This window comes from Kribbella sp. NBC_01510 (assembly GCF_045040325.1).
Lineage (GTDB): Bacteria > Actinomycetota > Actinomycetes > Propionibacteriales > Kribbellaceae > Kribbella.
In genome coordinates this window covers 6364022-6387897 of the sequence record NZ_CP109418.1, presented here as the reverse complement: position 1 = coordinate 6387897, position 23876 = coordinate 6364022, and the positions used below count along the sequence as shown (strand labels likewise).

The window sequence follows — 23876 nt, the reverse complement described above, 5'->3', positions numbered from 1 at the left end:
AATTTCCCACTGGCTCGTGATACAGAACCTCAGGTGTGTGCGCGCTGTCAAGGTCCCGACACGCAAAGGAACCCCGCCAGCTGCGTGACTCGGGTGTGGGCACCGCCGCCGGATGATTTCTTCCAAGCGGCCAGGTGCGGGGTTCAGCCCTGATCTGGTCCCTTCACCCCGCGTATGCCGTGGGGAGAAGGGTGCAGCTGCGAGGTTCTCCCCTCAAATCGACCCCGTGCGGAAGCCGAATGCGGTAACGAGAGGCACTAGCTCCAGCGAGTGATGACGAAGGTGGTGTGGCCGCTGGGCTGCTCGTCCACGACGTCGACCCGCGCGACCCGGGCGTACGACGGTCCGCGCCGAACCCAGTCGAGCATGCGCTGGACGCAGTTCTCGGGGCCCTCGAAGAGGGCTTCGACCGTGCCATCCGGCCGGTTCCGGACCCAGCCGGCAACTCCGGCCCGCTGGGCCTCCTGGCGGCAACTGTCCCGGAAGAACACGCCTTGGACGTGCCCGTGCACCACCGCGCGACGGCAGATCATCCAAGTCCTACGAGTTGGGGACGCGGAGGTAGGTCAGACCGCGGAGGTCGAGATAGGTGTCGTTGGGCGTGGAGACCACGCGAAGCAGTACGGCGTCGCAGCCGGAGCAGCGGGCGACCAGCCCGGGGGCGTCGACGTACAGGCGGGACTCGGCGAACACCGCGGTCTGCCCACAGCCGTCGCACCGGGTGATCGCCGACGTCACGTCCATGGCGAACACCTGACTCAACGCACCGGCCGCGGCGTTGCCGTCGAGGTAAGTAGGCTCACTCATCCGCGTCCTCGCTTCGCTCCGGGCGCGGATGAGGCACCAAGCACGCTGTACTTGATGGTGAACTCGCTTCGCTCTTTCACTGCTGGTCTCCTGTCGGTCCGAACCGCTCTGTTCTCACCCGGGCCGGGTCGTGCCCGGCCTCGACCAGCAGGTCAGCCACCGCCTCCACGAACGGTGTCGGCCCGCACACGTACGTCGTCGCCGCGTCCTCCGGCCGGAACGCCAGCCCCTCGATCAGCTTGGCGTCGATCCGCCCGACCCGTGGCTCCCCCGCCGGCGCCTCGCGCGTGTAGACGAGTCGTACGTCGACATCGTCCGAGGCGGCCAGCTCCTTCAGGTCGGCCACGTAGATCACCGAGGCAGGACGCCGGACCGAATAGAGCAGCCGGACCTGCGTCGTACTGTCCGCGGCGGCGTGGGCGCGCATCATCGCGCGCAGCGGGACGATGCCCGATCCGCCGCCGATCAGCTGGACCGGACCGTCCTGCTCGGGCTTCCAGACGAACCACCCGCCGACCGGACCGCGGATCTCCAGCGGGTCGCCGACCTTCACCACGTCGACCAGGTACGGCGATACCTCGCCGTCGGGCACCTGCTCGACGGTCAGCTCGATCTTGTCACCGGTCCACGCCGAGGCGATCGAGTACGAGCGCGAGGCGCGGTAGCCGTCCGGTGCGGTCAGCCGGACGTCCAGGTGCTGCCCGGCGAGGTGCCCGGGCCAATCCGGTACGTCGAGCACCAGCGTCCGTGCGGTCGCGGTCTCACGTCGTACGTCGGCGACCGTGGCCACCTGCCAGGTCAGTCGCCGGCGTATCGCTGTTCTTTCCATGGGTCTCCGTACTCGTGGTAGCCGGCCGTCTCCCAGAAGCCGAGGTCCTCGGTGTCGGACAGGACCAGGCCGCGCACCCACTTCGCGCTCTTCCAGAAGTACAGGTGTGGCACGAGCAGGCGGGCCGGGCCACCGTGCTCGGGGTCCAGCGGCTCACCGTCGTACTCGTAGGCGATCCAGGCCTGACCGTCGAGCAGGTCGTCCATCGGCAGGTTGGTCGTGTACCCGCCGTAACTGGTCGCTAGGGCGAAGTCCGCGCCGGTCTCGACATCCGCGAGCAGGGTGTCGAGCGAGACGCCCTTCCAGTCCGTCTGCAGCTTCGACCACCGGGTCACGCAGTGGATGTCCTTGGTGATCTCCTCGGCCGGCAACGCGAGCAGCGCGGCCCAGTCCCACCGGTACTTCTCCCCGCTCTCGGTGGTGACCGTGAACTCCCAATGCTCGGTCTGGATATGGGGCGTCGGTCCGGCCGACAGCACGGGGAAGTCCCGCGTCAGGTACTGCCCCGGCGGCAGCTCCGATCCACCCCGCCGACGACCGGTGAAGCCAGGCGACACGATGCCCATGACGACCTCCCTCAACATCCCTGAAGGCAGTCAATCACGGCACTCCTGGAACTCCCACCACTTCGGCGACGATTTTCATCCCGCTGCGGCCCGACCCGCGCGAGCACAGCGCGCCGGGCCGAAGATCGGACTAGAATCACAGGTCTGTGACGCTGCCCCGGACCTCGGTAGCCTCGCGCGTCGCCACAAGTCCGGGAGGTGCCCTGATGAGCGAGTGGTACGGCCTACGCCCGGCTGGCGTGAGCGAGCGGACCGCGCCGAGACGACCCGACGAGCGGACGGCGCCGGAGCCTGAAGTGGAGGTGCCGCCGAGCGACGAACCGGTGGCGCAGGAGTGAGGGTCGCGGGACCGGGTACAGGGCGATCCTGACAGATGGTTGGTGGCGCACGTCGCGATGAACAGCGGTTCGGCAATCCTGCCGCTAGAGTGGACCATCCGCCCGGCGGCGGCTCGAGTGTGGGCGGAATGGGTGGATCACGACCGCAGTGCCAGAGTGTGGGGGACGATCAGAGCCGTTGCCGACGGTAATAGCGCATCCCCGACGTTGTTGCACGCGGTGACGGCCTGTGCTGAGGCCTTGTCCGCTATCGGTGCCGGGTTGGCGATCACCGGTGACGGCGGGGTCCTGGAACCGCTGCTGGCCAGCGATCCCGAGGCCGGCGAACTCGAGGAACTGCAGTTCGCCCTCGGCGAAGGTCCCGGCCGTGACGCGATCCGCGCCGACGCGCCGGTGCTGGAGTCTGACCTGGCCGGCATGGCCGCCGGGCAGCGGTGGCCGGCATTCGCGGCGGCGGGTGCCGAGCGGGGCGTGCGGGGAACCTTCGCCTTTCCCGTCGGCGCCGGAGCCGCGAAGGTCGGCGTGCTGAGTGTCTACCGGCGACAGGCCGGGCCGCTGCGATCCGGTCAGCTGGCCGACGCGCTGGTGTTCGCCGACGCCGTGTTCGTCCTCACCCTGGACCATCGTCGTGGACTCAGCGCCGACCTGGACGCGATGATCGAGGTCGCGTTCACCGCTCGGCGTGCCGAGGTGCACCAAGCCGCCGGACGGATCGCGGCCCAGCAGAGCATCAGCGTCACCGACGCGTTCGCGCGCCTGCGCGCACATGCCTACAGCAGCGGTCTGTCGCTGCAAGAGGTCGCCATCGAGGTCATGGCCGACCGCCTCCGCCTGGAGGACGACCAGAACGGCGCCGCCGAGCTGCGCCCTGAACATGCCGAGACGGAAGAGGAGGAGGACTCATGAGCGCCTCTGACCGTAGAGTGCGGGAAGTGTTCATCGAACTGTCGGACACTCTCGTCGACGATTTCGACATCATCGAATTCCTGGACCGCCTCGCGGCCCGGTGCAGCGAGTTGCTGGGGGTCACGGCCTGCGGCATCCTGCTCGCCGACCATCACGGCGTACTGAATCTCGTCGCGGCATCCAGCGAACAGGCGCGCCTGGTCGAGCTGGCCCAGTTGCAGAATCTCGAAGGCCCGTGCCTGGACGCGTTCACCACCGGCCGTCCGGTCCAGCACGCCGATCTGCGGGAGGCCCGCAGCACGTGGCCCCGCTTCACCAAGGCGGCCGTCGGCGCCGGGTTTCTGTCGGTGCAGGCGATGCCTATGCGGCTGCGCGACACCGTCCTGGGCGCGGTGAATCTGTTCAGCAGGTCCACCGGGACGCTGGACGCGGACACGATCACCCTCGGGCAGGCGCTGGCCGACGCCGCCACCATCGGCATCGTGCACCAGCGCGCCCTGGCCCGCCAGGAGATCGTCACCGAGCAACTGCAGACTGCCCTCAACAGCCGGATCCTGATCGAGCAGGCCAAGGGGTTCCTGACCCACAGCCTGTCCGTCGACGTCGACGAGGCGTTCGCCATCATGCGGGCCTATGCCCGCGCCAACAACCGCCGGTTGACGGATGTCGCCGACGATGTCGTGCAGGGCCGCCTCACGATGCCCAGGCTCCAGTCCGCCAAACCCGAGTAGACAGCCCCGGCTGTCGCTACATCTGGCGCCGTACCGGTTTGGTGGCTACGCTGAGCGAGCCTGTTCAGGTACGCCCCAGACCCTGGCGCCGGATGTGTCGCGCCCCTGGGAGGGGTTGGCGTGGCGCTGTGTCAATCAGCTTCGCACGCGTTTCACCGCTCGGTTGATCGATCAGGCGCGGCCCCCGTTGCAGCGGGCGGGCCCATGGCGGACTACCTGCCGGCTCCTCACCGGCAGGTAGCCGTCGACTACACGCCCATGGTGCGGCCGATGATTTCTTTCATGATCTCGGTGGTGCCGCCGTAGATGGTCTGGATGCGGGTATCGAGGTAGGCCTTGGCGATGGGGTACTCGGTCATGAAGCCGTAGCCGCCGTGGAGTTGCAGGCAACGGTCGACGACCTTCTGCTGGAGCTCGGTGGTCCACCATTTCGCCATCGCCGCCTCGGCCACGGTCAGCGTGCCGGCGTTCAGCTCCTGGATGCAGCGGTCGACGAAGACCCGGGCGATCTGAGTCTCGGTGGCCAGCTCGGCCAGGACGAAGCGGCTGTTCTGGAACGAGCCGATCGCCCGGCCGAAGGCCTTGCGGTCCTTCACGTAGCGCAGCGTGTCCGCGAGGACGTTCTCGCAGGCCGCGGCCGCGACGACGGCGATGGTCAGACGCTCCTGGGGCAGCTTCTCCATCAGGTAGATGAAACCGTTGCCCTCCTCACCGAGCAGGTTCCCGACCGGGACCCGGACGTTGTCGAAGAACAGCTCGGCGGTGTCCTGCGCCTTCAGGCCGATCTTGTCCAGGTTGCGGCCGCGCTCGAAACCTGGCATCCCCCGCTCGACCACCAGCAGCGAGATCCCCTGCGCACCGGCCGCCGGATCGGTCTTGGCGACGACGATGACGAAGTCCGCGAGAATGCCGTTGGAGATGAACGTCTTCTGGCCGTTCAGCACGTAGTGATCACCATCGCGCCGGGCCGTGGTCTGGATGCCCTGCAGGTCGCTGCCGGCGCCGGGCTCGGTCATCGCGATCGCGGTGATCGTCTCCCCCGCGCAGAACGCGGGCAACCAGCGCGCCTTCTGCTCGTCGGTCGCATAGTCGAGCAGGTACGCCGAGTTGATGTCGGTGTGGATCGTGAAGCCGACCCCACTCGCGCGGGCCCGGGTCAGTTCCTCGATCAGCACGGTGTTGAACCGGAAGTCGCGGACCCCGCCGCCGCCGTACTCCGCGGGCATCATGAAGCCGAGCAGGCCGGCCTGACCGGCCGCCGTCCACAGCTCGCGCGGCACGATGCCGGCCGCCTCCCAGCTGTCGTGGTGCGGCACGATCTCCTTGTCGCAGAAGGCCCGCACGGTCTCCCGGAAGGCGTCGTGATCGGCATCGAACAGCTGTCGTTCCACAGGGCGGTTCCTCTCAGTTCTGGATTGCGGCACCGGTTTCGAGCAGGTCGTCGACATCTGCGATGCCCCAGTCGGTGAGGGCTTCACGGGTGTGCTGCCCGGGTCGCGCGGGCGGTCGGCCCAGGCTGGTCGGCGTACGGTCGAAGCGAGGTGCCGGCGCGGCCTGGCGGACGCCGTCGTGGTCCACAAAGGTGCCTCGAGCAACGAGATGCGGATGGTCGGCGGCGAGCGGGAGGATGGGCGTGACACAGGCGTCGGAGCCGTCGAACACCGCGGTCCACTCGGCCTGGGTGCGTTGCCGGAAGGTCTCCGTCAGCACCTTCCGGAGGTCGGGCCAGTGCGCCGGATCGTTACGATCCGGCGCGGTGATGCCGAGCTTCTCGATCAGCTCGGCATAGAACTGCGGTTCCAGCGCGCCGACCGCGACGTGCTTACCGTCCGCCGTCTCGTACACGTCGTAGAACGGCGCGCCCGTGTCGAGCAGGTTCGTGCCGCGCTCCTGCTGCCACGTCCCGGCCGCGAGTGCGCCCAGCAGCATCGTGGTCAGGTGCGCCGAACCATCGACGATCGCGGCGTCGACCACCTGACCGCGACCACTGCGCTGGGCGTCGTGCAGGGCCGCGAGTACGCCGATCACCAGATAGAGCGAGCCGCCGGCGAAGTCACCGAGCAGGTTGGCCGGGACCTGCGGCGGACCGCCGGCCCGGCCGATCAGGTGCAGCGCGCCGGACAACGCGAGGTAGTCGATATCGTGCCCGGCCGTCTGCGCGAGTGGACCGTCCTGACCCCAGCCCGTCATCCGGCCGTAGACGAGCCGCGGGTTGATCGCCTGGCAGTCGTCCGGTCCGACCCCGAGCCGCTCGGCAACCCCTGGCCGGAACCCTTCGACGAGTACGTCGGCTTGGGCGGCAAGGCGCCGTACGACGTCGATCGCCGCGGGGTTCTTGAGGTCCAGGGCGGCGCTGCGGCGGCCGCGGTTGACCAGCTCGAACTCCGGCGGGCCGAAGGAGATGCCGCCACCGGGGCGGTCGATCCGGAGCACGTCGGCGCCGAGCTCGGCGAGCATCATGCACGCGAACGGCGCCGGACCGAGGCCGGCCAGCTCGACCACCTTCACGCCCTCGAGTGGACCCATGCCCGCCATTGTGACAGTAGTACTGTCACGGTCGTCAAGTCAGCTTCCGGGCTCCCACCAGGGCGGAGAGCGGAACCAGCACGCTGAGCGCGAGCGCGACGGCGAGCGCGATCGACCAGCCCGGCTCCTCGCCCTCCAGATGGCCGAGGTGGAAGACCAGGTGCGGAGCCGCGTAGGCGAGGTAGGCCACGAGCGCGACCACGACGAGGAAACGGTCGAAGCGGATCGCCGCGGCGGCGAGGACGATGCCGAGACCGAGGGTGGCTCCGCCGAAGTCGTGGAACAGATGATCGCTGTACGGCGGGGTCCAATCGACTGTCGGCACGTGGTCGTAGAACGTCTTCGGGACGACCGTGAGCCACAGGCCGAGGATCACCTCGAAGGCGGCGAAGATCACCAGGACCGTCCGGATGTAGGTCCTCATGACTTCGCCCCGAGGTAGTCCTCGAAAGTGATCCGACCGTACGGCGCTCCGTCGACGAGAGCGCCGCCGCACGCAAAGGCACGGTAGGCCTTGCCCGGCACGCGGATCGGGACGACCCGCCGGCGGATGGCCGGTGACGAGGGCGTCGTCCGCGCCGACAACCACGCGCGCGCCAGGTCCGGCGTCGGGCGCCGATCCGGCCCGCCGATGTCGGGAGCCCGGCCTTCGACCGGGGGTTCATCGACCAGTTCGGTGAGGCGGACGGCGACGTCCTCGACGGCGATCGGCTGGAGGGTGACCGCCGGAGCGAGCAGTGCCGGAAGGAATCGCTGGGCTGTGAAGATCCGGTCGAGCAGGTTGTGGAACTGGGTCGCTCGCTGGATCGTGTACGGCGCGCCAGAGGCCGCGATGAGGCGCTCGACCGCCAGTTTGGTGCGGTAGTACGGCATCGGGATGCGGTCGATGCCGGTGATCGACATCAGCACGAGGTGTGTCGTCCGAGGTAGGACGGCGAGCAGGTTGCGAGCGTGCTGGACGTCGCGACGCCCGAGGCTCGTGGCCAGGTGCACGACCGTGCCGACATCCTCGACCGCGGCCGGCAGGCCCACGCCGGTGGTGAGGTCGCCGGTCACCCACTCCGGACCCGCGGTCCGGCCGACGGACGCGCGGCGGCTGAGGATTCGGACTTGGTGGCCGGTCGCCACCAAGTGGTCGACGGTCGGGCGCCCGAGCGCTCCGGTGCCGCCGGTGACGAGGATGGAGGTCATCTGGTGTCCTTTCGGTCACCAGCTCAGATCCGGTAGCCCACCGATTCGTGACAGCTGGGCGGCGGCGAAGGCGAGCTTGTCCGGGTTCATCACGAAGCGCAGGTCGGTCACACCGTCCGGTCCGGCGTCGACGAAGCAGATCGCCACAACCCCCTCGGGCCCGACGGCAATCAGTGCGGGCCGGCCGTTCGCCTCGGCCAGGTGCGGCTCGATCCCGGCCCCGAAGCGCTGGAGCGTGCCGATCAGGTAGCGGGCGACGCGATCCCGGCCGGCGACCGGGTTCCGGGCCGCGGTGACCTTGCCGCCGCCGTCCGCCGTGGACACCACGTCCGCGGCGAGCATTCGCTCCAGCTCCTCGATCTCACCGAGGCGCGCCGCCGCGAGGAACCGCTCGACAAGCTTCCGCCAGCCGGCCCGGTCGACAGGCTGATCCCGTCGCGGCTCGGCCGTCAGTCGTTTGCCCGCACGCGATGCGAGTTGGCGCGCGTTGGCCTCGGTGGTGCCGATCAGCTCGGCGACCTCGCGGTGGCTGTAGGCGAACGCCTCGCGCAGGACGTACGCCGCCCGCTCGGCCGGTGTGAGCCGTTCGAGCAACAACAGCAGCGCGAACGACACGGACTCGCGCTCCGCGACGACCTCCAGCGGCCCGAGCGCGTCGAACTCCGCACGCCCGGTCAGCACCGGCTCCGGCAACCACTCCCCCACATACGTCTCCCGCCGTACCCGGGCCGAGGTCAGTTGCTTCATGGACAGGTTCGTGACCACCTTCGCCAGGTAGGCGGCCGGGTCGCGCACGGTCGAACGGTCGGCGCCCTGCCATCGCAGCCAGGCGTCCTGCACGATCTCCTCGGCGTCGGTGGCCGTTCCCAGCATCCGGTAGGCGATCCCGAACAACCGTCCCCGCAGGCGCTCGAAGTCATCCACGCCGTCAGTCTGTCAGGAAGGTCTCCGCCGCCCGCTGGATCTTGGTGTAGTACTCCGACCAGCCGGCCTCGTCGAGCATGCCCGCGTCCGGGCCACCCTGACCGTCGATCAGCTCCCGCACGATGTCCGCGTGGCCGGCGTGATGCGCGGTCTCGTCGACAACCCGGACCAGCAACGCGCCGAACGTCGTACCTCGCTCACCCTCGGGCCAGTGTGGAACCTCAGCCGGCGTGTCGAGCCCGAGCTCGGCGATCGACCGATCGCTGTGTGCGCATGCCTCGCGGTAGAGGTCGGTGATGTAGTCCGTCGACTCGGAAGGCAGCACCCACATATCGGCGCCCGCCCAGATCGAGAGGTCTTCCTCCCACGGCAGCACCTTCGCCGGCGGCCGGCCGACGCTCGTCCCGAGGTACACGTACTCGATGCCGACCAGATGCTTGACCAACCCCAGCAGGTTGGTCCCGGACGGCACCAACGGCCGGCGCCGGTCGTACTCACTCAGTCCGTCGAGTTTCGCGAGCAGCAGCGCGCGGGTCGCCTGGAGATAGTTGTGCAGATCGGACTTCATGGGGCTCCCGGCGGGACGAACGGAACCGGCGGCGGACCCTCCTCGATCAACCGCATCAGCGCCGTGGTGTCGGCGTACTCCTCGATCATGTCGGCCAGGCGGTCCAACCGGGCCGCACGCAACGCGGCGAAGGAAACCGTACCGTCGGGCGCGGGTTTGCCGGTCAGCCGGGCGACCTCGCCGAGGAACCCGTGCCGGGTGGGGTCGTCGTCGAGGAGGCCGTGCCAAATGGTGCCCCAGGTGTTGCCGGCGCGGCAGCCACCCGGGAAGGCCGTCGCGTCGCCGGTGACCGTCACCACGCCGTGGTGGATCTCGTACGCCGTGGGCGCCGGACGGGCCAGCGTCTTCTCCGCCCGGAAAGTCGTTGCGACGGGCAACAAGCCGAGGCCGGTGTGATCGCCACCGCCCTCGACTGAATCGGGATCGGAGATCGCACCACCAAGAGCCTGGTAGCCGCCGCAGATGCCGAGCACCGGTCGCCCGGCGGCGACTCGGGTCGCCACGGCATCGGCCAGGCCGTGCGACTGCAGCCACTCCAGATCGGAGACGGTCGCCCGCGAGCCGGGCAGGACGACGAGATCCGCGTCGCGGACCTCCGCGGGGCTGGTGGTGAAGAAGACGCTGTTGGTCGGTTCGACCGCCAGCGCGTCCAGATCGGTGAAGTTGCTGATCCGGGGGAACCTGACCACGGCCACCGTGAGCAGGTCGGCCGGTGAGCTTCGCCGGACGGGGATGTCCAGCGCGTCCTCCGAGTCCAGCCAGAGCTCGGGCAGCCACGGGAGGACGCCGTACGTCGGGCGGCCGGTGACCGCGGTGAGCATGTCGATCCCGGGCTGCACGAGCGAGACATCGCCACGGAACTTGTTCACCAGGAAGCCGCTGATCAGCCCCTGGTCGGCGGCGTCCAGCAACGCGACCGTGCCGAACATCGACGCGAACACTCCCCCGCGATCGATGTCCCCGACCACGATCACCGGAGCCTTGCTGTGCTGCGCGAGCCCCATGTTGACGTAGTCGGACCGGCGCAGGTTGATCTCCGTCGGACTGCCGGCGCCCTCGCTGATCACCACGTCGTACCTCGACGCCAGGTCGTCGTACGCCGCGAAGGCAGCCTTGGCGAGCTCGGCCCGCTCGGTCAGGAACCCGCGGGCCGACAGCTCCCCCCACGGCTTCCCGATCAGGACGACGTGACTGCGGTGATCGCTGCCCGGTTTCAGCAGGACCGGGTTCATCGCGGCCTCCGGCTCGGCGCCGGCTGCGACGGCCTGGATCCACTGCGCCCGGCCGATCTCGGCGCCGTCGGCACAGACCATCGAGTTGTTCGACATGTTCTGCGCCTTGTACGGCGCCGCCCGGACGCCCTGCCGGGCCAGCCACCGGCACAACCCCGTCACCACGGTCGTCTTGCCCGCGTCGGACGTCGTACCGGCGATCAGCAGTGAACCCACGCAGTGATCTTAGGGTTCGCGGGTACGACGGCCCTGCTCCGCCTCCGGCTTGACCGGAGTGATGCGGCGGCCCTGGACGTCGGTGCTCGGCAGTCTCGGCCGGGCGCCCTGGGCCCTGGTCCCACCGGTGTCGCGGGCCGACAGCGGCTTGGCGACGTTCTCCAGGGACTGGCCTTCCGCGTCCACGCCGAAGATCCAGGCGATGACGCCGCCGGCCAGCATGACGACGGCGCCGATGATGTAACCGACGGTCAGCGGGCCCCTGGCCGGGTTGTCGCCCGAACCGATCAGCGAGGCGAACAGGAACGGCGCGATCACACCACCGGCCAGCTGCGAGATCGCGAAGAAGAACGAGATCGCCTGCCCGCGCAGCTCGATCGGGAAGATCTCACTCACCGTCAGGTACGCCGACGACGCGCCGGCCGAGGCGAAGAAGAACACCACGCACCACAACCCGGTCAGCGTCGCGGCGTTCAGCGCACCGGAGTTGAACAGCAGCGCGGTGATGAACAGCACCACGGCCGCGACCGAGTACGTGCCGAGGATCATCTTCCGCCGGCCGATGGTGTCGAAGAAGTGGCCGAGCAGCAGCGGTCCGGCCAGGTTGCCGATCGCGAACGGGAAGAAGTACAGCGCGATGCTGGAGTCGTTCAGCCCGAAGTACGACTTCAGCACGAGCGCGTAGGTGAAGAAGATCGCGTTGTAGAGGAACGCCTGGGTGACCATCATCGAGAAGCCGAGGAAGGACCGGCGACGATAGTCGCGCAGCATCACCCGGGCGATCTCGCGGTACGTCACCGGCGGGTAGTCGACCAGGTTGATCGCCTCGTCGTCGCTCACCTCCCGCAGCTCGCCGCCCTGGCGCCGGACCCTCGCCTCGATGTCGTCGACGGTGCGCTCGGCCTCCTCGACCCGGCCGTGGGTCATCAGCCAGCGCGGGCTCTCCGGGATGTGCCGGCGCAGGTAGATGATCATCAGGCCCATCACCGGGCCGATCAGGAAGCACAGCCGCCAGCCCCACTCGATCGGGACGATGTCGGTGTTCAGGAACACCAGGCCGACCGCGGAGCCGATCAGCGCGCCGGCCCAGTAGGTGCCGTTCACACCGATGTCGACCCGGCCGCGGTAGCGCGACGGGATCAGTTCGTCGATCGCCGAGTTGATCGCGGCGTACTCACCGCCGATGCCCATGCCCGCGATGAAGCGGAAGGTCAGCAGCGACAAGAGGTTCCACGACAGGCCGGCCAGCCCGGAGGCGACCAGGTAGACCATCAGCGTGATGATGAACAGGCTGCGCCGGCCCCACTTGTCGGTGAGCCGGCCGAAGACCAGCGCGCCGACCACCTCGCCGGCCAGGTAGATCGAGGCCATCAGGCCGACCTCGGCCGTGGTCAGGTGCAGGGTCTGCGGCTCCTTGAGCACGTTGCCGACCAGCGAGACCAGCTGGATCTCCAGGCCGTCCAGGATCCAGGACACGCCCAGACCGACGACGATCATCCAGTGGAACCGGGTCCAGGGCAGCCGGTCCATCCGGGCCGGCACAAGACTCGGTATCGCTCGGCCTTCTTCCAACGCGTGCTCGCTCATCCCTGCTCCTTCCGCGGCTCGGTCCTTCGACCCCGTACCCCGGGAGTCACGAATCTCAAACCCACAGTGAGACTGGCTAGAGTTGCGGCATGGAGAACGAGATCAAGGTGGTCGACGCCAAGGAGCGCAGCCGGTACGAGGCGCTGGACGCCGACGGCAGCCTGATGGGCTTCGTCGACTACCGGCTGCACCCGGGTGTGATCAGCTTCCTGCACGCCGAGACCCTGCCCGACTTCCGCGGCCGCGGCGTGGCCGGCCGGATCGCGACGAAGTCGCTCGACGACGCCCGCGCCCTCGGCCTGCGGGTCAAGCCGGCCTGCCCGTTCTACCAGGACTATCTCGAGCAGCACCCCGAGTACGCCGACCTGGTCAAGCGCCCAGGTGAGGAGTCGCAGTGACCGTGCTTTTGGCCGGGCCTCCGGCACCGGCGTGGTCATGATGGGCAAGCTGGAGTGGCGGCCGACCGCCGACGTACCGGGGTTGCTCGCGGCACCAGTGCGTGCGGCGCTGGGTGAGATTCCGGCGTACGCCGCCGCGATCGACCCCGGTCTGGCCGACACCGCCGCCTTCTGCGCGGAGTACGACGTACCGATGGCCGCGTCGGCGAACTGCGTGATCGTGCTCGGCAAGCGGGCGGGTGAGGCGACGTACGCCGCCGTCCTGGTGCTGGCCACCGACCGGGCGGACGTGAACGGGGTGATCCGCAAGCACCTCGGGGTGCGGAAGATCTCCTTCGCCGCGCAGGACGACGCGGTCGCCTCGACCGGCATGGAGTACGGCGGAATCACGCCGATCGGACTGCCCGCGGACTGGCCGGTCCTGGTGGACGAGGCGGTCGCGCAGGCCGGGCCGGTGGTGATCGGCAGTGGCATCCGCGGCTCCAAGCTGCTGCTCGACGGCGCCGAGCTGGCGAAGTTGCCAACGGCAACCGTGCTGGACCTGGCCCAGCACTGATGGTGGACCGGGGCGGGGTGCGATGGAGCAGTACGACTGGCCCGCGGAGTACGCGGAGCTGACCGCCGCCGACCAGCGCGGTCAGCTCCCGCCGGAGGACCTGGACCGGCTGGCCGTTGCCGCCTTCGTCCTCGGTCACGACGACGAGGTCGCGGGCTACCGCGAGCGGGCCCACGCGGAGCACCTCGCGCGCGGGGACGTGCTGCGGGCGGTCCGGAGCGCCTTCTGGCTCGGGTTCCATCTGCAGCAGCACGGCGAGCTGGCCCGGGCGGCCGGCTGGCGGGCCCGGATCGGGCGCCTGGTCCCCGACGACAACAGCGAACTGTCCGGCCTGCTCCTGATGGCCGATGCCGCCCTGCTGATGAACACCGGCGACCCGGCCGCCGGACTCGCCCTGTTCGACCGATGCATCCCCCTGGCCGTGGATCCGAACACGATTGCGCTGGGCACCCTCGGGCGCGGCAACTGCCTGGGGATGCTGGGCCGCCATGCCGAAGCCCTCACCGCGCTCGACGAGGCGATGGTGACCGTCACCGGCAGCGGCGTCGGGCCCGAGGTCGCCGGCATGGCCTACTGCTCGGTGATCGACGTCTGCCTGCGGATGTACGACGTACGCCGGGCACAGGAGTGGACACAGGCGCTCACCGGCTGGTGCGACGAGCAGTCCGGCCTGGTTCCCTATCGCGGAGTGTGTCTCGTGCATCGTGCGCAGATCCTGCAGTTGCGTGGCGCGTGGTCCGAAGCGGCAGGGGCTGCGGAGGACGCATGTCGCCGGCTGTCTCCTGGTGCGGTCGGAACCGCGTGGTACCGGCTGGCCGAAGTGGAACGTCATCGCGGTCGCTACGCGGCGGCGGAACGTGCCTACCAAGCGGCGGGCAGCGATGGCGCTGAAGTGCAGCCCGGACTGTCCCGCTTGCGAGCCGCGCAGGGTAACCACGGCGCGGCGATCGCGGGGCTCGAACGCGCCTTGGCGGAGGATCCACTCTCGCAGAACCGTCCGGTGCTGCTCGCGGCCAGAGTCGAGGTGGCGATCGAGTGTGGCGACCGCGAGACCGCCCGGACGGCGGCTTCCGAGCTGGGCGAGTTCGCCCGCGCGGATTCGCCGTACCTCCAGGCCTTGGCGGCGTACTCGGAGGGCGCGGCGCGGATCGCGTGCGGCGACCCGCGCGGCGCGATCCCAGCCCTGCGGCGGGCATGGTCGCTGTGGCAGCAACTCGAGATGCCGTACGAAGGTGCGCGCACCCGGCTCCTGGTCGGGCGGGCCTGCCGCGCGCTCGGTGACGTCGATGCCGAGCAGATGGAGATCGACAGCGCGCGGTCGGTGTTCGAGCGACTCGGTGCGGTAGCCGACCTGGCCGCGCTCGACCAGTCGGATCGGACCGGTGGTCTCAGCCCGCGCGAGCTCGAGGTGCTGCGGTTGCTTGCCACCGGCGCTACGAATCGCGCGGTCGCCGACCAGCTGTTCCTCAGTGAGCGGACTGTCGCCCGTCACGTCAGCAACATCTTCGGCAAGCTCGGTGTCGCCAGCCGGGCCGCTGCGACGGCGTACGCGTATGAGCACGGCCTGGTGGCTGGGTAGAAATGACCACGCCGCTCGGCGCGGAGATGGCGTGGTCGGTCGATGTGGCGGCAGGGTCCGGAGTCCTACGGTGCTGTCATGAACAGTGTCGGGACTGTGGTGATCGGAGCCGGACAGGCCGGCCTGGTGATGGGCTACTACCTGCGCAAGGCGGGCGAGGATTTCGTCGTACTCGATGCCGACGAGCGAGTCGGTGACTGCTGGCGGAAGCGGTACGACTCGCTGCGGCTGTTCAGCCGGCCGCGGTACGCCAGCCTGCCCGGGCTGCGGATCGGCACGCGGGACTGCCCGACGCGCGACGAGATGGCCGACTATCTGGAGCGGTACGCCGTTCACCACGAGCTGCCGGTCCGGACCGGCGTACGGGTGACGCGGCTGTCCCGCGACGATCAGGGCTTCGTGATCGAGACCAGTGACGGCACCTGGCACGCCGATCAGGTCGTCGTCGCGGCCGGCATGCATACGAAGGAACGACGGCCGACGTTCGCGGGTGAGCTCGATCCCACGATCCGGCAGCTGCACTCGCTGGAGTACCGGAACCCGGAGCAACTCGCGGACGGGACGGTTCTCGTGGTCGGCGCTGCCAACTCCGGGACCGACATCGCCCTCGAGGCGGTGAAGACTCATCGCACCCTGCTCGCCGGGCGCCACCCGGGTCAGGTGCCGGTCGACATCGACTCGACCACCGGGCGCCTGTTCACGCCGCTGGTGATGTTCCTCTTCAAGTACGTCTTCACCCGTGCGCGGTCGGTCGGACGGAAGGCGATCACGAACGCGGAGCAGAACGGTCTCCCGCTGACCCGGAACAAGCTGGCACACCTCGATGCGGCCGGCATCACCCGGCTCGGCCGGATCGCGGGCGTCCGTGAGGGCTTGCCGGTGACGGCGGACGGCGACGTACTCGAGGACGTCACAACGGTGGTGTGGTGCACCGGTTCCGTTCCGGACCACAGCTGGATCGACCTGCCGGTGTGCTCCGACGACGGCCGGCCGCGGCACGTGCGCGGGGTTTCGCCGGACGAGCCGGGGCTGCTGTTCCTCGGGCTGGACTTCCAGTACGCGATCGCGTCATCGACCATCCAGGGCGTCGATCGGGACGCCCGCTACCTGGTCCGGCGGATCCGCGATCTCGCTCGGCGGAGCGCCGACCGGCCAGTTGCCGTGGACAGGCGGTAGCATCGCGGGCTGAAATGGGTGAGTGGACGGGTGCGGGCGTTTCTACCGGCCCCGAGCGAAGCGAGGGTGTGGGTGAACTCTTGACGGTGAGTGGTGGCGACGGCGGTCCGACCGCGCTCAGGATCATGCTCGGCGGACAGCTGCGGCGGATGCGCGAGCAGGCCGGGATCAGTCGCGCCGACGCGGGCTGGCAGATCCGCGCCTCCGAGTCCAAGGTGAGCCGGATGGAGCTCGGCCGGGTCGGGTTCAAGGAACGCGATGTCAGCGACCTGCTCGAGCTCTACGGGATGGCCGACGACGAGGAACGCTACCGGCTGATGGAGCTGGCCCGGGCCGCGAACAACCCGGGCTGGTGGTCCCGGTACGGCGACGTGATGCCGAGCTGGTTCACCAACTACGTCGGCCTCGAGGTCGCGGCGACGCTGATCCGGACCTACGAGGTGATGTTCGTCCCCGGCCTGCTGCAGACCGAGGAGTACGCGCGGGCCGTCGTCCAGCTCGGCAAGTCGTACCTGCCGAGTGCCGAGGTCGATCAGCGGGTCGCGCTACGGGTGACCCGGCAGCAGATCCTGACCCGGCCGAACCCGGCCCGCCTGTGGGTGGTCATCGACGAGTCGGTGCTGCATCGTCCGGTCGGTGGCGAGGACGTCCTGCGGGCCCAGATCGAGCACCTGCTCAAGTGGGCCGCGCAGCCGAACATCACGTTGCAGGTGATGCCGTTCAGCAGCATCGGGTATCCGGGCGCTGGTGGCGCGTTCAGCATCCTGCGGTTCCCCGAGGGCGACCTGCCGGACGTCGTCTACATCGAGCACGCGGCGAGTGCGCTGTACCTGGACAAGCTCGACGAGGTCGACGAGTACGTCGCGATCATGGAGGGGCTCACGATCGCGGCCGCACCCGTCTCGGCGACCGAGGGCCTGCTCAAAGAGGCCCTGGCGCGGATGGACTGATCACTCGACCTCGAGGTCGACCTTGATGTTGCCTCGGGTGGCGTTGGAGTACGGGCAGACCTCGTGGGCCTTGGCGACGAGCTCCTCGGCGACCGCACGCTCGACGCCGGGCAGGCTGACCACCAGCGCGACCTCCAGGCCGTAGCCGGCGCCGCCGTTGATCGGGCCGATGCCCACCTCGGCGGTGACGGTCGAGCCGTCGGCGTCCTGGCGGGCCTTCCGGGCGACCAGCTTCAGCGCGCTGTGGAAGCAGGCCGCGTAGCCGGCCGCGAACAGCTGCTCCGGGTTGGTGCCCTGACCGTTGCCACCCATCTCGACCGGCGGCGCGACGGTGACGTCGAGCTTCCCGTCGTTCGTCGCGACCTTGCCGTCGCGGCCGCCGTGGGCGGTGGCGTGAGCGGTGTACAGAACCTTCTCTACTGCGATCGTCATGTGTTGGTTCTCCAGCTTTCAGTGGGAGGGGTCGAGCACGAGCTTGCCGACCGTGCGGCGAGCTCGCAGGTCCTGGTGGGCGGTGGCGATGTCGGACAGCGCGTACTCGCCGCCGATGATCGGGCGGAGCTTGCCGGCCGCGGTCAGATCGAACAGTTCGGCCAGCGGGTCGCCCAGCGACGCGGGGTTGGCGAAGCAGTCGGCCAGCCAGAAGCCGGCGATCGTCTTCGAGCCCTTCATCAACCGGCTCGGGTCGATCGGCGCGGCGGACTCACGGGACGCGGCGCCGAAGGTGACCAGCCGGCCGAACCGGGCCAGCGCGGCGAACGACTCGTCGAACGTCCAGCCACCGACCATCTCCAGCACGATGTCGACATGCTTGCCGCCGTTCGCCTCGATGATGCGGTCCTTCAGGCCGTCCGGCGTACCGTCGATCGCGGCGTCGGCGCCGAGCTCGAGCACCTGCTTGCGCTTCTCGTCCGACGACGCGGTCGCGATCACGCGGCCGGCGCCCCACAACTTGGCGAGCTGTACGGCGAGCGAGCCGACCCCGCCGGCACCCGCGTGCACCAGGACGGACTCACCGGGCTGGAGATGCGTGGAGGTCTTGAGCAGGTGCCAGGCCGTGGTGCCCTGTAGCACGAGGGCGAGCGCCTGACCGTCGGTGACACCTTCGGGGACGTCCCAGACGTACGGCGCGTGCGCGACAGCCTTCTCGGCGTACCCACCGGATCCGACCAGGGCGACCACGCGGCGGCCGTCCTCGGTATGACCGACCACCTCACCACCCGGGATCAGCGGGAGCTCCGTCTTCGAGAGGTAGCTGTTCTCGACCTGATGCGTGTCGGCGTAGTTGATGCCGGCGCGATCGACAGTGATCAGGACCTGGCCGTCACCGGCGACCGGCTCCGCGACGTCGCTGACCTTCAGGACCTCGGGTCCGCCGAACTCGGTGATCTGAATCGCTCGCATACACCGTACTATACACTGTACGTTAGGAGCGTCGAAGGGAGATGGATCACATGGCGCGGACACCGCGCAACACGCTCAGCGCCGACCTCATCGTGCGCACCGCGCTCGAGCTGATGGAGGGCAAAGGCACGGACGCGCTCAGCCTTCGCGGCGTCGCCGCGGAGCTCGGGGTGGGCCCGATGGCGCTCTACACCTACTTCCGCAACAAGGACGACCTGTATGACGCCGTGCGTGATCACCTGATGGGGCTGCTGCCCGCCGTACCGCAGGATGCGTCGTGGCCCGACCAGGTCCGCGCGGTCTGCCGGTCGCTGCGGCTGCTGATGCTGCGGCATCCTTGCCTTGCGCAACTACTTGCGGGACGGCCGTTGAGCGGGCACGAGACCGCCCGGGTGGCCGAGGGGCTGCTCGGCGTACTGCGCGCCGCCGGGTTCGACCCGCAGACGGCGGCGCGGACGCACACCACGCTGTTCACCTATGTGCTCGGGGCAACGTCCTGGGAGATCCAGATGGCCGCCGAGCGCCGGGACCCGGACAGTTGGCGGCGGCTGCGGACGACGATGGAGTCGCTGTCGGCGCGCGAGTTCCCGTCGGTGGTCGAGCTCGCGCCGGAGCTGGCGCGGACGACCGGTGGCGACGAGCAGTTCGATTACGGGCTGGATCTGCTGCTGGCGGGGTTACAGGTCAGAAGACCAGCGTGACGATGGCGAGGATGCCGATGCAGACGATCAGTGCGCGCAACGCGATCGGCGGCAGCCTGCGGCCGTAGCGGGCACCGACGAAGCCGCCGATGGTCGAGCCGACCGCGATCAGCCCGGCGGCCAGCCAGTCGACATCCCCGACGATGATGAACAGGATCGCGGCCACCGAGTTCACGACCGTGGCGAGAACGTTCTTCAGGCCGTTCATCCGCTGCAGGTTCGGGTCCAGGCCGAGGCCGAGGATCGCCATCAGCAGGACGCCTTGCGCGGCACCGAAGTACCCGCCGTAGACGCCGGTCGCGAACACCGCCGGGATCACCCACCAGGCACCCCGGTGCACGTGCGTCGGCACGCTGATCCACCGTGAGAGCAAGGGCTGGAACGCGACCAGCAGGCAGCCGAGCAGGATCAGGACCGGTACGACGGCGTGGAACGCGGAGTCGGGCAGGGTCAGCAACAGCACCGCGCCGAGGATGCCGCCGAGCAGGGAGGCCGGGATCAGCCGGATCATGCGGCCGCGTTGCCCCTGGAGTTCGCGCCGGTAGCCGATCGCGCCGGCGGCCGTGCCCGGGGCGAGGCCGATGGTGTTGCTGACGTTCGCCAGCACCGGTGGGATGCCGACGGCAAGCAACGCGGGGAAGGTCAGCAGCGTGCCCGATCCCACCACGGCGTTGATCGTGCCTGCGCCCATCCCCGCCACGAAGACGAACAGCGCCTCGAACCATGTCATCGCTGCCCGACTTTACGCACCTGACCGCACCGCCCGCTCACCAGTCCGTCCGTTGAACAAACAAGCTTCGATCGTTACACCCCCGACCGGCCTCCGGCCCGAAGGTGGCGACAGCAGAAAGCCTTCCCAGGATGGGCCTGGGAAGGCGTTCTGCTGTCGAACTGTCTGCCGGTCAGCGTTGCGGGGGCTCGGCGGCCGGGGGCTCCTGGGTGGGCGTGACCGACGGCGGGGGGACGGACGGGGTGACCGGGATCTGGCCGCGGTTGCCGACGGCGGCGTTCTCGGCGGCGGCGATCGCCTCGCGGACCGCGTTGTCGGCCTCGGCCACCGCCGCGGCCGGCGCACCGGTCGTCGCCCCGGTGCTGTCCAGCTCCGGCACCTCGCCGTTGGAGAGCTCCGGCGCCTGCCACGTGCCCTCGGCCTTCGCCGGGATGCCCGCCACCTGGCCGACCGCACTGCCCAGACCCTTGAGCGCGTCGCCGATCTCGCTCGGCACGATCCACAGCTTGTTCGCGTCGCCCTGGGCGATCGACGGCAGCATCTGCAGGTACTGGTACGCGAGCAGACCCTGGTCCGGCTTGCCGGCGTGGATCGCGTTGAAGACCGTGGTGATGGCCTGCGCCTCACCCTGCGCCTTCAGGATCCGCGCCTGCCGCTCGGCCTCGGCTCGCAGGATCCGGGACTGCTTGTCACCTTCGGCGGTGAGGATCGCGGACTGCTTCTGGCCCTCGGCGGACAGGACCGCGGACTGCCGCATACCTTCCGCGGTGAGGATCGCGGCGCGCTTGTCCCGGTCGGCGCGCATCTGCTTCTCCATCGAGTCCTGGATCGACGGCGGCGGGTCGATCGAGCGCAGCTCGACCCGGTTGACCCGGATGCCCCACTTTCCGGTCGCCTCGTCCAGCACGTAACGGAGCTTCTCGTTGATCTCCTCACGGCTGGTCAGCGTCTGCTCCAGGTCCATGCCACCGATGATGTTTCGCAGCGTGGTCATGGTCAGCTGCTCGATCGCCTGGATGTAGTTGGAGATCTCGTACGTCGCCCGGACCGGATCGTTCACCTGGAAGTAGATGACCGAGTCGATCGACACCATCAGGTTGTCCTCGGTGATGACGCCCTGGGGCGGGAACGCGACGACCTGCTCGCGCATGTCGATGGTGTAGCGGACCTTGTCGACGTACGGCGTCAACAGGTTCAGGCCCGGCTGCAGACCGGTCCTGAACTTGCCGAACCGCTCGACGATCCCGACGGTCTGCTGCTGCACCACCCGGACGGACTTAACCAGTGTGACGATCACCAGCAAGGCGACCAATGCCAACACTATGAGGAACGCGGTCACTTGACCCTCCACTCGAACGAACCCTCAGGACGGACAGTCTTTCCTATCGACGGTCCACCTGGCGTCCCGGTTCCCGGCGCGTCGGCTGCCTGATCGTGCAGGTACTCTGCCGTCCCTCAATTCGACAGTACTGCGCTGTGCAATTGGCCGGGCCTTCGGCGTGCAATTGGCCGGGCCTTCGGCGCCGGCGTGCTCATGGGGCTTTGTCTCCCGGCCTTCCCTCGTCGCTCCAGTCGCTGTGTCGGATGCCACGCCTCCGGCGCGGCAGGTCATGGGGCCTGGCTCCCGGTCTTCCCTCGTCTCTCCGGTCGCTTCGCTCCCTGCGTTCCTCAGTCCAGACCGGGGCCCCATGACCGGGCTCCCCGCGCTCCTCAGTCCAGGCCGGGAGGCCCCATGAGCCTGGGTCAGCTCTGGGGCGGGTCGGTGGGATTCGGGTTCGGAGCCGGATTGTCGGTCGGCTCGGGGCTGTTGAGCTCGTGGTGCAGCGGCTCGCCGACCGGGTACACGATCGCGGTCGGGCCGTCGATCGACATCACTTCGACCCGCGTCCCGGGCTCGATCGTCGACACCTCGTCGTACGGGCGGGCCGTCCAGAGCTCGCCGTTCAGCCGGACCGAGCCGCCGCCGTCGGGATGGATCTCCTTGACCACGGTCCCGGTGCGCCCGATCACATGGGCGGATCCGGTCTTCAGCTCGGTGCCGTTATGAAGCTTGCGGACGATCATCGGCCGGATGGCACCGAGCATCGCCGCGGCGGTGATCAACCCGACGACGATCTGCAGCCACAACAGTCCCGGCAAGAACGCCGCCACCCCGGCGGCCGCGAGCGCACCGGCGGCCAGCATCAGCAGGGTGAAGTCGAGCGAGGCCAACTCAGCCAGGCCGAGGACGGCGGCGATCATCAGCCATGCCGCCCACATGTTGTCCCGCAGCCATTCCATCATTTACCAAGCCTATCCGCGTTGGGGCCTCCAAGCAGATGTTTGGACGCGTCAGCCGGGGTGCGGGATCCCGGGTCAGAGGGCGCGGGCTGTGTAGCGGCCGTCCTCCTGCTTCAGGGAGAGGGCCAGGTCGAAGGTGTCGCTCAGGGTCTCGGCCGTCAGGGCCTGGTCCATCGGGCCGGCTGCGACGATGCGGCCCTCCTTCAGCAGCAGCGCGTGGGTGAAGCCCGGTGGGATCTCCTCCACGTGGTGGGTGACCAGCACCATCGCCGGCGCGCCGACCGCGGTCGCGATCGAGCTGAGCGAACGGACCAGTTGCTCCCGTCCGGTCAGGTCGAGGCCGGCCGCGGGCTCGTCCATCAGCATCAGTTCGGGGTCGGTCATCAGGGCTCGGGCGATCTGGACCCGCTTCCGCTCCCCCTCGGACAGCGTGCCGAACGTGCGGTCGGCGAGGTGCGCGATGCCGAGTTCGGCCAGCAACTCCTTGGCCCGCTGGTGGTCCAGTTCGTCGTACTCCTCGCGCCAGCGGCCGAGTACGGCGTACGACGCGGAGACCACGACATCCGAGACACGCTCGCTCCTGGGCAACCGGTCGGCCAATGCGGCACTGGTCAGTCCGATGCGGGGCCGCAACTCGAACACATCGACGGCACCGAGCACTTCACCGAGCAGTCCGGCGACACCGGCGGTCGGATGGATCTGGGCGGCCAGGATCTGCAGCAGGGTCGTCTTGCCGGCGCCGTTCGGCCCGATCACCACCCACCGATCGGCCTCGTCGACGGTCCAGTCGATCCCGTCGAGCAGAAGCGCGCCACCGCGAACGATCGACACCCCGGCCAGCTCCACCACTGCAGTCATGCTCAAAACCTACGGGGTGCCCACGTGCGATCGTCGCGCACCCTGCCGGAGTCGTCCGGACGGACTGGTGGTGGGAGACTGTCGGGCGTGCTGACCACCTCCGCCTCGGTCCGGTTCACCGTGTGGACGAACGCGATGCTGACCGGCGCCTGCGATCCCGACACCGCCGCACAGAAGATCCTCGGCGACGACGTCGGTCATCACGTCGCGGGTCTGGCCGGGCATCCGGAGCCGGCCACCCTGCCGGTCGCGCTGAACCTGTTGCGCGCCGCAGGAGCAACCCAAGCCCACCTCGCGCTGCCCGTCCCGGGTGATCCGATCGGCCTGGCCGGCCCACCGCCCTTCAACGAGGCCGCGCTCGAAACCGGCGAGGCCGTCGTACTCACGGGCGCCGACCTCGGACTGGTTCCGGCGTACGTCGGGCCGGCGGTGCAATGGTCCGTGATGCCGGCGGCGAGCCCGCTGCCGGCCGATCTCGGCGAGGCGGATCGCGGTCTGCGGATGGCGTTGATCGACGCGGCCGAGTCACTGGCGGCGCTCGATGTCGCGCGCTGGAAACCGGAGGTCGCGGACGCGCTGATCGACATCCGCCGGATCGGCAGCGGCCGGAACGACGATCTCGCACCTGGCTACCAGCCGCGTGCGGTGAAGGCGGCCGCCACCGCACGGCGCTGCCTGGCGATCGCCGACGCCGCACTCGAGGACGACGGCGCCGCGGTCACCGGAGCCGAGGCCGAGGCGCGCCGTCGCGCCCTCCTCGACCTCGCCGCCGCGGCGCGTCGCGCTCTGGTCGCGGCCTGCGATCCGCCTGTTCATGCCTGAG

28 protein-coding genes are annotated in these 23876 nt (G+C 69.3%); 10 read left to right on the top strand and 18 right to left on the bottom strand.

Features of this window, described 5'->3' with window-relative positions; genetic code table 11:
• Positions 1-257 precede the first annotated feature (257 nt).
• From OG558_RS31640 to OG558_RS31625, 4 genes are all read right to left on the bottom strand, one after another.
• A complete protein-coding gene (locus tag OG558_RS31640; RefSeq protein WP_405066238.1) occupies positions 258-533 on the bottom strand; it encodes an acylphosphatase in 276 nt (91 codons plus the stop codon).
• Between the two features lie 7 nt (positions 534-540).
• Positions 541-807, bottom strand: coding sequence for a DUF6510 family protein (locus OG558_RS31635; RefSeq protein ID WP_405066237.1), 267 nt, complete (start codon positions 805-807; stop codon positions 541-543).
• Between the two features lie 76 nt (positions 808-883).
• Positions 884-1636, bottom strand: coding sequence for a ferredoxin reductase (locus tag OG558_RS31630; RefSeq protein WP_405066236.1), 753 nt, complete (start codon positions 1634-1636; stop codon positions 884-886).
• The gene (locus tag OG558_RS31625) at positions 1606-2202 is read right to left on the bottom strand and encodes a sulfite oxidase-like oxidoreductase (RefSeq protein ID WP_329478270.1); all 597 of its coding nucleotides are present in this window, start codon (positions 2200-2202) and stop codon (positions 1606-1608) included. The genes OG558_RS31630 and OG558_RS31625 overlap by 31 nt, the downstream gene beginning before the upstream one ends.
• Positions 2203-2408: 206 nt before the next feature.
• Here OG558_RS31625 and OG558_RS31620 point away from each other — a divergent pair, with 206 nt between their 5' ends.
• From OG558_RS31620 to OG558_RS31610, 3 genes are read left to right on the top strand one after another with little or no spacing between them, the layout of a single operon-like run.
• Positions 2409-2540: a hypothetical protein gene (locus tag OG558_RS31620; RefSeq protein WP_405066235.1), complete on the top strand. Its 132-nt coding sequence runs from the start codon at positions 2409-2411 to the stop codon at positions 2538-2540.
• Between the two features lie 42 nt (positions 2541-2582).
• Positions 2583-3446 carry an ANTAR domain-containing protein gene (locus OG558_RS31615; RefSeq protein ID WP_405066234.1) on the top strand — a complete coding sequence of 288 codons (864 nt, stop codon included), beginning with the start codon at positions 2583-2585 and terminating at the stop codon, positions 3444-3446.
• A 26-nt stretch (positions 3447-3472) separates the two neighbouring features.
• On the top strand, positions 3473-4177 hold the full coding sequence (locus tag OG558_RS31610; protein WP_405066233.1) for a GAF and ANTAR domain-containing protein: 705 nt from the start codon (positions 3473-3475) through the stop codon (positions 4175-4177).
• A 248-nt stretch (positions 4178-4425) separates the two neighbouring features.
• Here OG558_RS31610 and OG558_RS31605 read toward each other — a convergent pair whose 3' ends face one another.
• The 8 genes from OG558_RS31605 to OG558_RS31570 are packed head-to-tail and all read right to left on the bottom strand — an operon-like array spanning position 4426 to position 12421.
• Positions 4426-5568: an acyl-CoA dehydrogenase family protein gene (locus tag OG558_RS31605; protein WP_405066232.1), complete on the bottom strand. Its 1143-nt coding sequence runs from the start codon at positions 5566-5568 to the stop codon at positions 4426-4428.
• A gap of 13 nt (positions 5569-5581) precedes the next feature.
• Complete coding sequence (locus OG558_RS31600) at positions 5582-6703, bottom strand: CaiB/BaiF CoA transferase family protein (RefSeq protein ID WP_405066231.1); 1122 nt, start codon at positions 6701-6703, stop codon at positions 5582-5584.
• Positions 6704-6737: 34 nt separating this feature from the next.
• Positions 6738-7127: a hypothetical protein gene (locus OG558_RS31595; protein ID WP_329478282.1), complete on the bottom strand. Its 390-nt coding sequence runs from the start codon at positions 7125-7127 to the stop codon at positions 6738-6740.
• Positions 7124-7894, bottom strand: a complete 771-nt coding sequence (locus tag OG558_RS31590) for an SDR family oxidoreductase (protein ID WP_405066230.1) — start codon at positions 7892-7894, stop codon at positions 7124-7126. The genes OG558_RS31595 and OG558_RS31590 overlap by 4 nt, the downstream gene beginning before the upstream one ends.
• 15 nt (positions 7895-7909) lie before the next feature.
• Positions 7910-8818 (bottom strand): RNA polymerase sigma-70 factor, encoded by a 909-nt coding sequence (locus OG558_RS31585; RefSeq protein WP_405066229.1) that lies wholly within the window; start codon positions 8816-8818, stop codon positions 7910-7912.
• A gap of 4 nt (positions 8819-8822) precedes the next feature.
• Positions 8823-9386, bottom strand: coding sequence for a DinB family protein (locus OG558_RS31580; RefSeq protein WP_405066228.1), 564 nt, complete (start codon positions 9384-9386; stop codon positions 8823-8825).
• Positions 9383-10834, bottom strand: a complete 1452-nt coding sequence (locus OG558_RS31575; RefSeq protein ID WP_405066227.1) for a cobyric acid synthase — start codon at positions 10832-10834, stop codon at positions 9383-9385. The genes OG558_RS31580 and OG558_RS31575 overlap by 4 nt, the downstream gene beginning before the upstream one ends.
• Positions 10835-10843: 9 nt before the next feature.
• The gene (locus tag OG558_RS31570; protein ID WP_405066226.1) at positions 10844-12421 is read right to left on the bottom strand and encodes an MFS transporter; all 1578 of its coding nucleotides are present in this window, start codon (positions 12419-12421) and stop codon (positions 10844-10846) included.
• An 89-nt stretch (positions 12422-12510) separates the two neighbouring features.
• Here OG558_RS31570 and OG558_RS31565 point away from each other — a divergent pair, with 89 nt between their 5' ends.
• The 5 genes from OG558_RS31565 (at position 12511) to OG558_RS31545 (ending at position 17080) form a co-directional block, all read left to right on the top strand.
• Positions 12511-12819 (top strand): GNAT family N-acetyltransferase, encoded by a 309-nt coding sequence (locus OG558_RS31565; RefSeq protein ID WP_405066225.1) that lies wholly within the window; start codon positions 12511-12513, stop codon positions 12817-12819.
• Positions 12820-12856: 37 nt separating this feature from the next.
• Entirely contained in the window at positions 12857-13375 is a 519-nt protein-coding gene (locus OG558_RS31560; protein ID WP_405072243.1) for a YbaK/EbsC family protein, read from the top strand.
• A 22-nt stretch (positions 13376-13397) separates the two neighbouring features.
• The gene (locus OG558_RS31555) at positions 13398-14954 is read left to right on the top strand and encodes a LuxR C-terminal-related transcriptional regulator (protein WP_405066224.1); all 1557 of its coding nucleotides are present in this window, start codon (positions 13398-13400) and stop codon (positions 14952-14954) included.
• 78 nt (positions 14955-15032) lie between these two features.
• Positions 15033-16130 (top strand): flavin-containing monooxygenase, encoded by a 1098-nt coding sequence (locus tag OG558_RS31550; protein WP_405066223.1) that lies wholly within the window; start codon positions 15033-15035, stop codon positions 16128-16130.
• 125 nt (positions 16131-16255) lie between these two features.
• Positions 16256-17080 (top strand): helix-turn-helix transcriptional regulator, encoded by an 825-nt coding sequence (locus OG558_RS31545; protein ID WP_329484928.1) that lies wholly within the window; start codon positions 16256-16258, stop codon positions 17078-17080.
• Here the strand turns inward: OG558_RS31545 and OG558_RS31540 are convergent, their stop codons facing one another.
• Both OG558_RS31540 and OG558_RS31535 read right to left on the bottom strand, forming a co-directional pair.
• Positions 17081-17512: an organic hydroperoxide resistance protein gene (locus OG558_RS31540; protein WP_329478304.1), complete on the bottom strand. Its 432-nt coding sequence runs from the start codon at positions 17510-17512 to the stop codon at positions 17081-17083. It abuts the gene before it with no gap.
• Positions 17513-17530: 18 nt separating this feature from the next.
• Entirely contained in the window at positions 17531-18484 is a 954-nt protein-coding gene (locus tag OG558_RS31535; RefSeq protein WP_329478306.1) for a zinc-binding dehydrogenase, read from the bottom strand.
• Positions 18485-18534: 50 nt separating this feature from the next.
• Here OG558_RS31535 and OG558_RS31530 point away from each other — a divergent pair, with 50 nt between their 5' ends.
• Entirely contained in the window at positions 18535-19185 is a 651-nt protein-coding gene (locus tag OG558_RS31530) for a TetR/AcrR family transcriptional regulator (protein ID WP_405066222.1), read from the top strand.
• On the opposite strand, the gene OG558_RS31525 is transcribed toward OG558_RS31530, so the two are convergent.
• From OG558_RS31525 to OG558_RS31510, 4 genes are all read right to left on the bottom strand, one after another.
• Positions 19169-19915, bottom strand: a complete 747-nt coding sequence (locus OG558_RS31525) for a sulfite exporter TauE/SafE family protein (RefSeq protein ID WP_329478310.1) — start codon at positions 19913-19915, stop codon at positions 19169-19171. The genes OG558_RS31530 and OG558_RS31525 overlap by 17 nt on opposite strands.
• 172 nt (positions 19916-20087) lie before the next feature.
• On the bottom strand, positions 20088-21254 hold the full coding sequence (locus OG558_RS31520; protein WP_405066221.1) for an SPFH domain-containing protein: 1167 nt from the start codon (positions 21252-21254) through the stop codon (positions 20088-20090).
• Between the two features lie 404 nt (positions 21255-21658).
• Entirely contained in the window at positions 21659-22198 is a 540-nt protein-coding gene (locus OG558_RS31515; RefSeq protein ID WP_329478315.1) for an NfeD family protein, read from the bottom strand.
• A gap of 72 nt (positions 22199-22270) precedes the next feature.
• Positions 22271-23053: an ABC transporter ATP-binding protein gene (locus OG558_RS31510; RefSeq protein ID WP_329478317.1), complete on the bottom strand. Its 783-nt coding sequence runs from the start codon at positions 23051-23053 to the stop codon at positions 22271-22273.
• Positions 23054-23140: 87 nt separating this feature from the next.
• Between OG558_RS31510 and OG558_RS31505 the strand changes: the two genes are divergently transcribed.
• Positions 23141-23875 (top strand): hypothetical protein, encoded by a 735-nt coding sequence (locus OG558_RS31505; protein WP_405066220.1) that lies wholly within the window; start codon positions 23141-23143, stop codon positions 23873-23875.
• Position 23876: the final 1 nt, after the last annotated feature.